This is a genomic window from Pseudomonas sp. B424 (genome assembly GCF_055408345.1).
In genome coordinates, this window is the sequence record NZ_JBUZTL010000020.1 from 24,370 (window position 1) to 39,030 (window position 14,661).

The 14,661-nt window shown below is 60.6% G+C and carries 11 protein-coding genes; 5 read left to right on the top strand and 6 right to left on the bottom strand.

The window, feature by feature from the left end:
- The first annotated feature begins 93 nt into the window (after window positions 1–93).
- The gene (locus ACZRMS_RS19825; protein WP_463996694.1) at window positions 94–1,080 is read left to right on the top strand and encodes a hypothetical protein; all 987 of its coding nucleotides are present in this window, start codon (window positions 94–96) and stop codon (window positions 1,078–1,080) included.
- 20 nt (window positions 1,081–1,100) lie between these two features.
- Here the strand turns inward: ACZRMS_RS19825 and ACZRMS_RS19830 are convergent, their stop codons facing one another.
- Entirely contained in the window at window positions 1,101–1,538 is a 438-nt protein-coding gene (locus tag ACZRMS_RS19830; protein ID WP_463996695.1) for a YqaA family protein, read from the bottom strand.
- A gap of 194 nt (window positions 1,539–1,732) precedes the next feature.
- On the opposite strand from ACZRMS_RS19830, the gene ACZRMS_RS19835 reads away from it, so the two are divergent.
- Both ACZRMS_RS19835 and ACZRMS_RS19840 read left to right on the top strand, forming a co-directional pair.
- Complete coding sequence (locus tag ACZRMS_RS19835; protein ID WP_463996696.1) at window positions 1,733–2,944, top strand: M24 family metallopeptidase; 1,212 nt, start codon at window positions 1,733–1,735, stop codon at window positions 2,942–2,944.
- Window positions 2,945–3,234: 290 nt separating this feature from the next.
- Window positions 3,235–4,476 carry an MFS transporter gene (locus ACZRMS_RS19840; RefSeq protein WP_463996775.1) on the top strand — a complete coding sequence of 414 codons (1,242 nt, stop codon included), beginning with the start codon at window positions 3,235–3,237 and terminating at the stop codon, window positions 4,474–4,476.
- A 130-nt stretch (window positions 4,477–4,606) separates the two neighbouring features.
- Here ACZRMS_RS19840 and ACZRMS_RS19845 read toward each other — a convergent pair whose 3' ends face one another.
- Entirely contained in the window at window positions 4,607–5,602 is a 996-nt protein-coding gene (locus ACZRMS_RS19845) for a GlxA family transcriptional regulator (RefSeq protein WP_463996697.1), read from the bottom strand.
- Between the two features lie 142 nt (window positions 5,603–5,744).
- Window positions 5,745–6,719, bottom strand: a complete 975-nt coding sequence (tauA, locus tag ACZRMS_RS19850) for a taurine ABC transporter substrate-binding protein (RefSeq protein WP_463996698.1) — start codon at window positions 6,717–6,719, stop codon at window positions 5,745–5,747.
- Between the two features lie 270 nt (window positions 6,720–6,989).
- Here tauA and ACZRMS_RS19855 point away from each other — a divergent pair, with 270 nt between their 5' ends.
- On the top strand, window positions 6,990–9,032 hold the full coding sequence (locus ACZRMS_RS19855) for a c-type cytochrome (RefSeq protein WP_463996699.1): 2,043 nt from the start codon (window positions 6,990–6,992) through the stop codon (window positions 9,030–9,032).
- 184 nt (window positions 9,033–9,216) lie between these two features.
- Here ACZRMS_RS19855 and mrdA read toward each other — a convergent pair whose 3' ends face one another.
- Window positions 9,217–11,112, bottom strand: a complete 1,896-nt coding sequence (mrdA, locus tag ACZRMS_RS19860; RefSeq protein WP_463996700.1) for a penicillin-binding protein 2 — start codon at window positions 11,110–11,112, stop codon at window positions 9,217–9,219.
- A gap of 177 nt (window positions 11,113–11,289) precedes the next feature.
- On the opposite strand from mrdA, the gene ACZRMS_RS19865 reads away from it, so the two are divergent.
- The gene (locus ACZRMS_RS19865) at window positions 11,290–12,204 is read left to right on the top strand and encodes a 1-aminocyclopropane-1-carboxylate deaminase/D-cysteine desulfhydrase (protein WP_463996701.1); all 915 of its coding nucleotides are present in this window, start codon (window positions 11,290–11,292) and stop codon (window positions 12,202–12,204) included.
- 785 nt (window positions 12,205–12,989) lie between these two features.
- Here the strand turns inward: ACZRMS_RS19865 and ACZRMS_RS19870 are convergent.
- On the bottom strand, window positions 12,990–13,538 hold the full coding sequence (locus ACZRMS_RS19870) for a cytochrome b (RefSeq protein WP_463996702.1): 549 nt from the start codon (window positions 13,536–13,538) through the stop codon (window positions 12,990–12,992).
- A gap of 95 nt (window positions 13,539–13,633) precedes the next feature.
- A complete protein-coding gene (locus tag ACZRMS_RS19875; protein WP_463996703.1) occupies window positions 13,634–14,590 on the bottom strand; it encodes a DUF1853 family protein in 957 nt (318 codons plus the stop codon).
- Window positions 14,591–14,661: the final 71 nt, after the last annotated feature.

Here is a 14,661-nt window from a genome sequence, read left to right on the forward strand (position 1 = left end):
CAATGACCCTGACGATTCAGGCGAGGCCCGCCTCGTGCGTTATGTATTGATCAGTGAATTGGCATAACGACCTCTTTGATCGGAGCGAACGCCATGCAGTTATTCAAAAAGCTGTTGAATATTCTGGGTCAGGCAGATCGCAGCCGCGAGCGCGCAGACAACCCGTTACTGTTCCTGCCTGAGTTTGAAAGCCTCAAGCGCAGGCTCAATATTGTTGAGTCCGCCAGGCGCCATGGCGAGCAGGGTTACCCACCCGTGGAAGCCACCCGGCTGAGCGCCATTGAAGAAAAGATGCGCACGACACTTGAGTCGGAGCGGCTCAAGGTGCTGGCATGGGGCGAGTCCCGGCTCAGCATGATTCAAAACCGCCTTGGCGCGCTGGATATCACCGGCACGGTGAGCCGCTGCGCGCAGTCTGATCAAGCGTTCGAGCTGGCCGCAGAGCATTTGATGAGCGATTACGCTCTGCGCCTCATGCGCCTGGAGAATAGTGCGCGTGAGCGGGAGGCGGAGTTGTGTGCGTACAAGGCGCAGCAACATTCGGGGGTTGCCAGGTACCGCAAGCGTCGCAATGAAGCCCTGGAGGTGTATCAGGACGAAGTTGCGGACGTACGCAACGAGCTGATGGCGCTCAAGAAAGAGTTCCTCGACAACCTGGAGTCGGATGTACTGGCCTGTAACGAGCAGGTGGTCAGCTACCAGTCCAACCTGGAAGAAAAGCGCAGCATAAAGCCGCGACTGGCCAGTGGCTTGAACAAGACAGAGATGCTTTTGACGGGACTTGTCCAATGCTATCGCGCCGAGAACCAGTTGCACCGCAATGGCCGGCGGGTCCCGGCTTACTTCGGCGAGAGCATTGCACTGCTGGCGATAAACTTGCCGGATAGCGACACGTCCGAGGACGAGGTGTGCCTGGCTTCCCAGCAACAAGCGCTGTCGGACCTGATTGAGCAGCTTGAGCAGATTCGCGGGCGGATTCAGTCCTCGTTCTATGAAAAATACAATCAGTTGATGCCGTTATCCTGGCTGCCCGAATACCCGCCAGCCATGGAAAACCGTATTTCTGCAAAAACCGTTTAAGGCCGCGGGGGGCCGGGCGTTCACGCCCAGCCCAGGGTGGCTGCCGTCAACAGCAGATACCTGGCCCCTTTGGCCAGGGTCACGATCAGCACAAAACTCCACAGCGGTTCGCGCATCACGCCTGCGATCATGGTCAGCGGGTCGCCGATGATCGGCACCCAACTCAAAAGCAGCGACCATCGGCCATAGCGCAGATAGAACTGTTGGGCCTTGTCGAGTTTTTGCTCGCTGACCGGGAACCAGCGCTTGTGCCGAAATCGCTCGACCGAGCGGCCCAGCACCCAATTCAGCACCGAGCCGAGCACATTGCCCAGGGTGGCGACGCCCAGCAGCGTCAGCGCTACATACTTGCCGGACAACAGCATGCCGACCAGCACGGCTTCTGACTGCATGGGCAGTATCGAAGCGGCACCAAAGGCGGCCAGGAACAGGCCCAGGTAGCTGGTTAATTCAAACACTCAGGTTCCAACGGTTGAGGGGCGGCGGGCAGCTTGCTACAAAAACCCGGCCCCCTGCAAATACCCCCACAGCGGATCTGATCAACTACAGGTCGGATTCGCACAAAAAAGCTGTCCTTGTATCTGTTCGAATGATCTTCAACGGCCCGCCTGCCAGCGGCTTCTGATGCTCATCACAGACAAGGATAAATGACATGCAAATGCCCAAAACCATCCAGATCAGAAACGGCGAGAAGGTCACTCCCACCTTTTCGGCTCAAGAGTACGCCAACCGCCAGGCAAAACTGCGGGCCTGGATGGCGCAGAACAATATCGATGCGGCGGTGTTCACCTCGTACCACAACCTCAACTACTACAGCGATTTCCTGTACTGCTCGTTTGGCCGCAACTACGCGCTGGTGGTCACCCAGGACAGTGCGGTGACCATCAGCGCCAATATCGACGGTGGCCAGCCATGGCGCCGGACCATGGGCACCGACAACATTGTCTACACCGACTGGCAGCGCGATAACTACTTTGTTGCGATCCGCCAGGCGCTGCCCAAGGCCGGGCGCATCGGGATCGAGTTCGATCATATGAACTTGCTCAATCGCGACAAGCTCGCCAGTTGCTACCCCCAGGCCGAGCTGGTGGACATCGGTGCACCGTGCATGCGCATGCGCATGATCAAGTCGGCCGAAGAGCACGCGGTCATTCGCCACGGCGCACGCATTGCAGATATCGGCGGGGCCGCCATTGTTGAAGCGCTGCACGACCAGGTGCCGGAATACGAGGTGGCGCTGCACGCCACCCAGGCCATGGTGCGCGAGATTGCCCGCACGTTCCCTGACTCCGAGTTGATGGACACCTGGACCTGGTTCCAGTCGGGGATCAATACCGATGGCGCGCACAACCCGGTGACCAGCCGCAAAGTGAACAAGGGCGATATCCTGAGCCTCAACTGCTTCCCGATGATTGCCGGTTACTACACGGCGCTGGAGCGCACGCTGTTTCTGGACCACTGCTCCGACGAGCACCTGCGCCTGTGGGAGGTCAACGTCAAGGTGCATGAGGCCGGGCTGAAACTGATCAAGCCCGGCATGCGCTGCTCGGACATCGCCTTGCAGCTCAATGAAATCTTCCTTGAGCATGACCTGCTGCAGTACCGAACCTTTGGCTATGGCCACTCGTTCGGCACCCTGAGCCATTACTATGGCCGCGAAGCCGGGCTTGAGCTGCGCGAAGACATCGACACGGTGCTGGAACCCGGGATGGTGGTGTCGATTGAACCGATGATCATGATCCCCGAGGGACGCCCGGGGGCGGGCGGTTATCGTGAGCACGACATACTGATCGTCAACGAACACGGCAGTGAGAACATCACTCACTTCCCGTATGGTCCGCAGCACAACATCATCAAGAAATAAGCCTTGCGGGGGCTGGCAAGCCAGCTCCCGCAACCGACATCCGCGCATGCGTGCCCAGATTACGCAGCGCTTTCTGACCTGTTTACCCCTGCCAAGAAAAACACAATGAGGGTACCTGTCATGCCTCACGTCCCGACGTTGCACACGGCTTTTCACACCCGCACTTCTTACTCTGGAGGTGCTCGATGAGTATCCCAAGTGCAACTATCGCCTTACCCCTCACCGCCGAGCAGCAAGTTGAGCGCCTCAGCGAACGCAAGGCCTTGCGCCGGGCGGCCACCGCCAGTTTCATGGGTAACTTTGTGGAGTGGTTTGACTACGCGGCCTATGGATATCTGGCCACGGTCATTGCCCTGACATTCTTCCCGCAAACCGATACCACCACTGGGCTGCTGGCAACCTTTGCAGTGTTTGCCCTGTCATTTATCGTGCGCCCTGTCGGGGGCCTGGTATGGGGGCATTTCGGCGACAAATACGGGCGCCGCAGCGCCTTGTCGTGGTCGATCTTGATCATGACCGTCTCGACCTTCTGTATCGGCATTGTGCCGGGCTACAACCATATAGGCCTGTGGGCCCCGGCGTTGCTGCTGCTGATTCGCCTGGTGCAGGGGTTTTCCGCATCCGGGGAATACGCGGGGGCTTCGGCGTTTCTGGCCGAGTATGCGCCCGACGGCAAGCGTGGTTTTTACACCAGTATCGTACCGGCGAGCACGGCGGCAGGGTTGCTGTTCGGGGCCGTGTTCGTGGCCGCGATGCATACCTGGATGAGTGCGGAAAACCTGCATGACTGGGGCTGGCGCCTGCCGTTCCTGCTGGCGGCACCCTTTGGTCTGGTGGGGCGTTATATCCGTGTACATCTTCAGGACTCACCCAAGTTCCTGGAGATGGAAAAGCGCCTGGAAGCCAAGGAGTGTGCAACCCACGCGCCGATCCGGGAGCTGCTGACCGTGCACCGGCGTGCGGTGATGATCGGGATTGGCGTGACCTGCCTCAATGCCGTGGCCTTTTACCTGCTGCTCAGTTACATGCCGACCTACCTGTCGACCGAAATGGGCATGAGTGACAGCGACTCATTTATCGCGTCTACGGTGTCACTGGCGACCTATATCGGCTTGATCTTCCTGATGGGCAAACTGTCTGACCGCTATGGCCGCAAGACCATGCTGGTGACCGCTTCGGTATTGTTTCTGGTGCTGACGTTTCCGCTGTTCGGCATGCTCGGCAACCCGTCGTTGCTGGTGATTCTGATGATTCAGATTGCCTTCGGTGCGATTCTGGCAATGAACGACGGTACCTTGCCATGCTTCCTGGCCGAAATTTTCCCGACCCGGGTGCGCTTTAGCGGTTTTGCCTTCAGTTTTAACGTGGCCAATGCGTTGTTCGGCGGCACGGCACCCTTCATTGCCACCTGGCTGATTCATGCCACGGGTAACAAAATGGCCCCCGCCTGGTATTTGCTGGCGGCGGCTGCGGTGGCGCTGGTTGCGATGCTGGCCAGCCGTGAGACGGCACACAAAGCGCTGCAGGACTAAAATACACAGCTGCCCCCCTTGTGGGAGCGGGCTTGCTCGCGAATGCATCGACGCGCAAACACGGCCAGACCGCGTCCAAGCCATCGCGAGCAAGCCCGCTCCCACAGGTTTTTGCCTGGGGGGGCAGGGCTCAGTGCAACGCCACCTGCTTGCGCTCGCCAATCGGCGAAACCCCAAACAACCGGCTGTAACATTTCGAGAAGTGCGCCGCCGAGACAAAACCGCAGGCCAGTGCGATGTCGCGTACTTGCGACTCGCTGCGCAGCAACAGGCTGCGGGCCCTGGCCAGGCGCAGTTCAAGGTAGTACTGGCTCGGTGTGCGTTGCAGGTGTTTGTGGAACAGACGTTCGAGCTGACGCACCGATACCTCGTTCAAACGCGCCAGATCCTCAAGGCTCACCGGTTCTTCCAGGTTGGCTTCCATGATCGCCACCACCTGACTGAGTTTGGGCTGCGAAGTCCCCAGTTTCTGCCGCAACGGCACCCGCTGCTGCTCTTGCTCCCCGCGTGCGCGATCGCACAGCAGCAGTTCGGCGGCATGGGTCGCGATCTCGCGGCCACCCGGTTCACGGGCAATCAATTGCAAGGTCATGTCCATCGACGCCACGCCGCCCGAGCAGGTGTAGCGGTCGCGATCCAGCTCGAACAGCTGGTTGGAAATAATGATCCCCGGAAAGTGGTCCTTGAGGGTTTCGATGTCTTCCCAGTGAATGGTGCAGCGATAGCCCTTGAGCAGGCCGGCCCGGGCCAGCCAGTAACTGCCGGTGCAGATTCCGCCCAGCGCGACCTGTTCATGGGCCAGTTTGCGTAACCAGTTGAGCACCGGCCGGCTGCTCAGATGAGACACGATCGGGTTTGAACCCACCACCAGCAAAATGTCCAGTTTTGGTGCATCACCCACCACAAAGTCGGGCAGGATACGCATGCCGTTGCTGGCGGTGACCGGGTCCAGGCTTGGAGCGATGATCACGGTGCGGAACATTTCGCGGCGAGCCGCCATATTGGCCATGCGCAAGGTTTCGATGGCCGAGGCAAAACCGATGGTGGTGAAGTTTGGTATCACCAGAAAGCCCACGGTTTTCACTGCAGGCTTGTTGATCGGTGACGCTGTAACAGGCGTTGCCATCCTTACGCTCCTCTTGATGATCCTGGACGCGTCTAGCGTCGGGGTTCACGCGGATCATTACCGCGCCTCAAAAGCAGGCGCTGCAAGCTTGCGTGTTGTGGAGCGTAGGGAAGCATTTGTTGTGCCAGCCACTAACTGCTTGTTATTCAGGCAAAAATTTACTGCTCACATACCCCGAATAGTCCGGCAGTACGCTTTCGATCTTGCCCTGGTCTTTGAGGAACAGCGCCGTCTGAGCAATGTCCCTGGCGGTGCCGCCACCCAGCAGTTGAGGGGACTTTTGCTCGTCGGTGGACGGGAAGTGCGCACCGTGCAGCAACTCAGGGATGTCTTGCGCATTGGCGCCAGTCAGTTTGGCGATCTTGTGTACCTGATCCGAATCTGCGGTCCAGGCGGCCTGATGGGCGTTGTAGTCGGCGATGGCGTCGAGGCTGACCTTGGCGAAACTGGCGACGATTTCGGGGTGCTTGTCGGCGAAGTCTTTACGGGCCACCCAGACCTCAAAGGTCGGCGCGCCCCATTCACTGACCTGGCCTGCGTCGGTGAGGATTTTGCCGGTCTTGCGGATTTCCCCCAGCGCAGGCGACCAGGTGAAGGCGCCGTCGATGTCACCGCGCTTCCAGGCGGCGGTGATTTGCGCGGGGCTGAGGTTGACCACTTTCACTTGTTGTGGAGTGAGGTTCCAGTGTTTCAGCGCGCCCAGCAGGCTGTAGTGCGAGGTGGACACAAAAGGGGTGGCGATGGTCTTGCCAATCAGGTCTTGCGGGCCGCTGATACCGCTGCCGTCACGCACCACCAGGGCTTCGGAGCCCTTGATTTGTGCCGTGACGATGAAGGTCACCAGCGGCACGTTGCGCGAGGCGGCGGCTGCCAGAGGGCTTGAACCCAGATTGCCGATCTGCAGGTCCCCGGAGGCCAGGGCGGCAACCACGGCCGGGCCTGAGTCAAAGCGGCGCCAGTCGATCTTTTGCCCGATGGCCTTTTCGTAACTGCCTTCGGCCTGGGCCAGCTTGGTGGGGTCGATTCCGGTGATGTAGCCGATGGTTACATCAGCCGCTTGCGCGCCGAAGCTGAGCCCCGCGACAGAAAGAGCAATCAGGAGTTTACGCAGGGACATGGGCTGGACCTTGTTTTGAGAGAAGAGGGCAACATGGGGTCCGGCGGTCCGGTGGGGAGAATCTAAGTGCTTTAAATCAAAGGGGAAAATACCGTTTTGGAACTAGCTTAGAGCGCTCGCTTGTGCGACCTGGTTGGGCTGCCCATGATCCGGGTCAAACGCCGTGCCTTTAAAAGCCGGTACAACCGACCCGTGAGGAGTTCATAACAAAACCAGCACGGCCCGCTTCGAGGGGACTACCCCAGATCGACGCCTTAAAGGAATAACGCGATGCTTTCTACCTTCCCGCGTCTGGCACTTGCCGGCCTGACGTTGCTATGCACTTTCCAGGCGCATGCCAGTGAGCCGACAACGGCCGCGCCGCCCGAAAAAAACCTGATCGAACGTGGCCAGTACGTGGCCCGGCTTGGCGACTGTATCGCCTGCCATACCGCCAAGGGCGGTGCCGTGATGGCTGGCGGTCTGGAGCTTGAAACGCCGATGGGCACGATTTTTTCGAGCAACATCACCCCGGACCCCGAGACCGGTATCGGCCAGTACAGCTTTGAACAGTTCGACCGGGCCATGCGTGAAGGGGTCACCCCGGCGGGGCAGAACCTGTACCCGGCCATGCCGTACCCGTCCTACGCCAAGATGAGCGAAGACGATATGCGCGCCTTGTACGCTTACCTGCAGCAGGACGTCACCCCGGTCAAGCAGGCGAACCTTGAGGCGGACATGGGCTTCCCGTTTAACCAGCGCTGGGGCCTGGCGCTGTGGAACTGGGCTTTTGTCGACAATGAGCCCTTTACTCCCGACCCGGACAAAAGCGCCGAACTGAACCGCGGTGCCTATCTGGTACAGGGCCTGGGCCACTGCGGCTCATGCCACACCCCGCGCGGTATCGCCTTCCAGGAAAAGGCCATGAGCGATGCGGGCAGCCGCGGCAAGCACTACCTGGCCGGAGAAACCGTCGAGCAGTGGCAGGCCTTGAGCCTGCGCAACCTGTGGACGGTGGAGGACACCGTGCAGTTGCTCAAGACCGGGCAAAACCGTTTTGCCACGGTATCGGGCAACATGGCGGACGTGATTCACCACAGCACCCAGCACTTCACTGATGCGGACTTGACCGCCATTGCCAGCTATTTGAAGTCCTTGCCGCCGGGCAAGGATGATTTGCCGATGCCCGCCGTGGCGGTAGAGCCGGTCAAGGCGCCGGACACCCTGTTCACTAGCCGTGGCGGTTTGGGTTACACCCAGTTCTGCGCCGACTGCCACCGCCCGGATGGCGGCGGAGTCAAAGGGATGTTCCCGCCGTTAAACGGCAACCCGGGTATCACTGCGGCCAACCCGGCCACCTTGCTGCATATCACTCTGACCGGCTGGAAAACGCCGCAAACCGCGGCTCACCCGCGGGTTTACACCATGCCCGGCTTTGCCCGGCTGGCAGATAGCGAGGTTGCCGAAATCCTGAGTTTTGTGCGCAGCAGCTGGGGCAATGACGCGCCGGCAATCAGCCCTGCGCAAGTGGCGAAAATGCGCAAGCAGCTCAACCCCCTGACCACCGACGAGACGGCGTTTGTCACCCCGCGACTGGCCAACCTGCTCAGTGCGGCGAATGCCGGTCAGGTGGTGCGCGGCATGCGCCTGCACCTGCAAACCAAGGCGTTGCTGCCGGATAACGTGGGCAATGTACTCAACTGCACCAGCTGCCATTTGAACGCAGGCACAGTGGCGGACGGTTCGCCGTTTGTGGGGGTATCGGCATTCTTCCCCGGCTATGCGCCGCGCGCAGGCAAGGACGTGACGCTGGAGGAGCGGATCAATGGCTGCTTCCGTCGTTCGATGGATGGCAAACCGTTGCCGGTGGCTTCACCGGACATGCAGGCGATGGTGGCCTATTTTGACTGGATGAAAATGAATACCGTTGCGGGTGACAAGGTGGCGGGGCGGGGTGTGGGCAAGGTGGATCCGAACATCAAACCTGACCCTGAAAACGGCAAGGTGGTGTATGTGCAGCAATGTGCGGTGTGCCACGGCGACAATGGCGAGGGTCTGAAGCACGCGGATGGCAGCTTTGTGTTCCCGCCGTTGTGGGGCGATGAGTCGTTCAATATCGGAGCGGGCATGGCACGTACTTACACGGCGGCGGCGTTCGTCAAACGCAATATGCCGATTGGCTTCCACGAGAAATTCCCGCTGGGGCAGGGCGGGTTGTCGGACCAGGAAGCGGTAGACGTGGCCGAGTACTTCTCGCACCAGCCACGGCCAGACTTTGTGGACAAGACCAAGGACTGGCCCAAAGGCGGCAAGCCGGTAGATGCGCGGTATTGATCCTGCAATCGAGCTTTTGTGGGAGCTGGCCTGCCAGCGATGCAGGCGCTGAGGTGTTTCAGGTATGCCGCTGAGATGTCATCGCCAGCAGGCTGGCTCCCACAGTGATCAGGCATGGCGCAAGTCTTGTGGGAGCTGGCTTGCCAGCGATGCAGGCGGTGAGGTGTATCTGCCAATCACAGTTTCAAACATGCGGTGTCGTATGAGGCTTGGCCGACGGGCTGGCGTACTGCGGTTTGAGCACGCCCTGGTTGTCCAGCAGCCAGGCATCCATCACCTTGCGCACCACGGGGCCTGCCACCCGACCGCCGGCTTCACCGTTTTCGATCATCACCGAGATCACGATCTGCGGGTCTTGCGCCGGGGCAAAGCCTACGAACAAGGCGTTGTCGCGATTACGCTCGGCGGTTTTCAGGCGGTTGTAACGCTCACCCTGTTTGATCGCCACCACCTGCGCCGTACCACTTTTGCCGGCAATCCGGTATTGCACGCCCTGTGCCGCCGCACGGGCGATACCGCGCGGGTCATGCATGACCAGTTGCATGGCGTGGTTGACCTGGTCCCAATCCCGGGGATCGCGCAACACCAGATCGGGAATCGGGTGCTCATCCACCGGCGGCGTACCGTCAATGGTCCTGGCCAGGTGCGGGCGGTTCCATACACCTTTGTTGGCAATCAGTGCAGTGGCTTGCGCCAGTTGCAGCGGAGTGACCTGCATATAACCCTGGCCGATCCCAAGAATCACCGTCTCGCCCGGGAACCACGCCTGTCGACGGGTGCTGCGCTTCCATTCACGGGACGGCATCAAGCCTGAAGACTCTTCGAACATGTCCAGCGACACCTTCTGCCCAAGTCCGAACTCCGCCATGTAGTCGTGCATGCGGTCGATGCCCAGCTTGGATGCCAGATCATAAAAGTAGGTGTCGTTGGAACGCATGATGGCTGCATTCAGGTCAACCCAGCCGTCACCGCTGTGGTTCCAGTTACGGTATTTGTGGTCGACATTGGGCAGTTGGAAATAGCCCGGGTCGAACACGCGGGTCGAAGCTGAAATCACGCCACTGTCCAGGCCGGCAATCGCCACTTCGGGCTTGATGGTCGAGCCGGGTGCATACAGGCCGCGCAGGGCCCGGTTGAACAGCGGCTTGTCGATGGAGTCGCGCAGCCCCGAGTAAGCCTTGGAACTGATGCCTGTCACAAACAGGTTGGGGTCGAAGCTGGGCTTGCTGACCATCGCCAGCACTTCGCCGGTTTTCGGATCCAGGGCGATGATCGAGCCGCGACGGTCGCCCAGGGCGTCTTCGGCGGCTTCCTGCAGCTTGATGTCCAGGCTCAGTACGATGCTTTTGCCCGCGACCGCGTCGGTGTGGCGCAGCACGCGCATGACCCGGCCCTGGGCGTTGGTCTCGACTTCTTCAAAACCGACCTTGCCGTGCAGCTCGTTTTCATAAAACCGTTCGATGCCGGTTTTACCAATCGACTGGGTGCCCCGGTACTGGGTGGCATCCACCTGCCTGGCTTCTTTCTCGTTGATTCGGCCGACATAACCCACCGAATGCGCAAAGTGGTCGCCCTGGGGGTAGTGGCGTACAAACTGCGCCTCGACATCTATACCCGGCAGGCGGAACTGGTTCACGGCCAGCAGCGCGATTTGCTCTTCGCTCAACTCGTACAGCAGGGTCGAAGGGTCAAACGGGTGGCGCGCCTGCTTCATGGCCTTGGCGAATATGGCGCGGTCTTCTTCGGGCAAATGCAGAATGCCCATGACCGTGTCCAGCACCCTGGCGGTATCGCCGGCCCGTTCGCGGGTAATGGTCATGTTGAAACTGGGCTGGTTATCGGCCAGCAGCACGCCGTTGCGGTCGTAGATAAAACCGCGCTCCGGCGGGATCGGCAGCACATGTACCCGGTTGTTCTCGGACACCGTCGAGTTGTAGTCGAACTCGGTGACCTGCAAGAAGTACATGCGGCCGATCAGGGCGCAACTGATCGCCATTACCAGACCCGCACACGCGATCAGTCGTTTGTTGACCAGGCGTTTTTCGCTTTCGTGATCTTTAAGGGGGATCGGCTCGGGCATGTCTGGGGTGTCTCACGTCAGTAAACAGATAGCAGCAGCCAGCAGGTAGTTAGCAGGCTACGAAATTCGGCGCACACCTTAACAAGAAGCCAGAGCGTGAGTCAGTTTATTGGGTGACCTGAACATGAAATTCGACAGGCTGCTGTAAACTGCCTCCTTTTCCATTGAGCCCTTGCCATGCTGCCCCTGATCGATTGGCGCCCCCATGCCCCTTTGCAGCGTTTGTACACTGACTGGCTGCAACAGGCCGGGGTGGAGGTGGCGGTGCTGCGTCTGGACCTGATTGATCCGCTGATCAGCGGCAACAAGTGGTTCAAGCTCACCGAGCATCTGCTGGCGGCCCACGCCGCAGGGGCCCATGGGCTGATCAGCCTGGGGGGCGCTCACTCCAATCACTTGCATGCACTGGCAGCGGCCGGCAAGCGCTTCGGGTTTGCCACGGTGGGGCTGCTGCGTGGCCATGCGCAACAAACCCCCACCACCCTGGACCTTGAGCGTTATGGCATGCAGTTGCACTGGCTGGGTTTTGCCGGTTATCGGGCCCGGCATGAGCCTGGTTTCTGGGCGCCCTGGCAGGCCATGTACCCGACGCTGCATCAGGTGCCGGAAGGCGGAGGCGGGCTGGCAGGTGCCTCAGGATGCCGGCCGCTGGTGAATATGGTGCGCAGTCAGTTGGCGGATGTGGGCTGGGATGATTACGACGGCTGGTGGTTGGCGGCAGGTACGGGCACGACCCTCGCCGGGCTGGTGCTGGGCGAGGAGGGTGCGCGATGTGTGTATGGCGCGCTGGCGGTGCCGCAGGATCACGGTGTTGCGCCACAGGTGGAGGCCATTTTGCAGGCGGCCGGGGTGGGGGAGCGCAATTTTCAGCTGATCGATGCCAGCCGCGGCGGGTTTGCCAGGGTGGATGACGAATTGCTGGGGTTTATTCAGAGCAGCGAAGCGGCCAGTGGCTTGCCGCTGGAGCCGTTGTATACGGCCAAGGCCTTGATGGCGCTGGAGAGGGCCGTCAAGGAAGGGGTTGTTGCACGGGGCGCGCATCTGGTGTTTGTCCACACCGGGGGCTTGCAAGGCCGCCGGGGATTTGCGTAATCACCCGGAATGCAGGATCAATGTGGGAGCGGGCTTGCTCGCGATGCAGGCGCTGCGGTCTGTCAGGAAAACCGCAGGGATACCATCGCAGGCAAGCCAGCTCCCACAGGTTGGGTGATGTGCATGACGGCAGGATAGATGTGGGAGCGGGCTTGCTCGCGATGCGGGCGCTGCGGTCTGTCAGGAAAACCGCAGGGATACCATCGCAGGCAAGCCAGCTCCCACAGGTTGGGTGATGTCCATGACGGCAGGATAGATGTGGGAGCGGGCTTGCTCGCGATGCAGGCGCTGCGGTCTGTCAGAAAAACCGCAGGGATACCATCGCAGGCAAGCCAGCTCCCACAGGTTGGGTGATGTCCATGACGGCAGGACAAATGTGGGAGCGGGCTTGCTCGCGATGCAGGCGCTGCGGTCTGTCAGAAAAACCGCAGGGATACCATCGTAGGCAAGCCAGCTCCCACAGGTTGGGTGATGTGCATGACGGCAGGATAGATGTGGGAGCGGGCTTGCTCCCGATGCAGGCGCTGCGGTCTGTCAGGAAAACCGCAGGGATACCATCGCAGGCAAGCCAGCTCCCACAGGTTGGGTGATGTGCATGACGGCAGGATAGATGTGGGAGCGGGCTTGCTCGCGATGCAGGCGCTGCGGTCTGTCAGGAAAACCGCAGGGATACCATCGCAGGCAAGCCAGCTCCCACAGGTTGGGTGATGTCCATGACGGCAGGATAAATGTGGGAGCGGGCTTGCTAGCGCTGCGTTTTGCCGCGCAAGCCCGCTCCTGCAGGTTTAGCCGCGCCCAGGCAGCATGCGCAGCAGGGTGTTGTCCTTGATCAGGTAGTGGTGCGCCAGGCCTGCCACGGCGTGCAAGCCGATCAGCCAGTAGCCGATGGTGCCGCCCAGTTCGTGCCAGCTCTTGATTTGCTTGGCGAAGTCCACGTCCTTGAGGGTCAGGGCAGGCAGATCAAAACCGTAGAAGAACACGGTCTTTTCGTTGTAGCTGAGGATCAGGTAACCCAGTACCGGCATGGCGATCATGAACAGGTACAGCGCCCAGTGCATCAAGGTGGCGAGGGCCGTTTGCCAGGCGGGTGGCGTCGGGGTGATCTTGGGGGCCGCGCCCAGGGTGCGGGCCAGCAGTCGCAGCCAGACCAGTGCGAACACCGTCAGGCCAAGCATGAAGTGTGCGTCTTTCATCAGGTTTCGACCGGCACTGTCCTTGGGGAAGATCCCGCGCAGTTCGATCGTGGAGTAGATCAGGACAAACAGCAGCACCATGAACCAGTGCAGGGCGATGGACATTCGGCTGTAGCGATCGGCGGTGCTTTTCCAGGACATGGTGTTTCCTCACAGTTCAGGTCTAAAACCTCCGTTCTTGCATGACGGAGTAGGGTTACTTTAAACGGGTTGTGCAATTTTGCCCTTGAGATGTGTCAGTTATCGGGGTTTCCCGGCACATTTGGCCAAAGATCGGACACCAGAAACAAGCGTTCGGCCTCTTCCCAGTTTCCCTCTTCGTTTTCTGTCAGCCGGACCAGGAGCTGTGCCGGCGCCTGGGGGTGCAGTTCTGCCCGCCAGATGTCGAGCTGTTGCCGGGTCCATAAACCTTCAGGCTCATAGTGCGCGGGGGCCAGCCAGGCGTGCCGGGGCAGGGGCTGCCAGCAGCCGGCCGGGCTTTGGCGGACGAAGGCCGGCCAGTCGCTCTGGTGCAACCAGCGCCCGCGCAGATGTTGCGGGTTGGCGCCGGCCGGCGACGCTGAATGCCCTGGCCACGGATACAGCAGATAGCCGCCCAGCCACAGATGTGCGCTGAAAGCCTGGATATCAAGGTCGGCGAGGATTTCGCAGCTTTCCGGGCGGCTGGACATGGGCAACTGGTGCTGGCTGAAGTGCCTGAGCTTGCGGTCCAGGCGGTCGTTGCTGCCGGGGCCCAGCCATTGCGCAGGGTCCATGCCGTCACCGTCCTGGGGGCCGAGGTAGAGTTTGATCGCCAGTTCAAGGTGATGAACGCCGTCACGGTCACGCAGCAGCAAATCCAGTTCGCCCAGGGTGTGGCCGCCCCGGCGGATCGGCAGGTTGGCGGCGATCAGTTCGACGCCCGGGGCATGCTGCACCGCAAATTGCCACAGCCGTTCGTAATAGCGCCCCAGTCGCCGGGTGGTCGCCAGTGCCAGCCAGTGCTGCAACGGCTCGCTGTGCCTGTCCAGCGCCCGCAGCCAATGCTCCAGCTGGTCGGGTGCCTGCACCCAGTCGCTGCCTGCCAGGGGATGACGCTGTGGCCAGGGCGTTTGAGTCAGCATCGGCGGGGCGAGAATGACCCACGCCAGATCGCGCACCTCAGGGTGACGCAATTGGCGGGGCAAGTTGAGCAAGTCAGGGAAGAGGGTCATTGTGCGAGCATAGCTGTTTGCTCAAGGGCTGAAAGGGTTTTGTCTATCGCGCGCTTTCGCCCATAATCTCT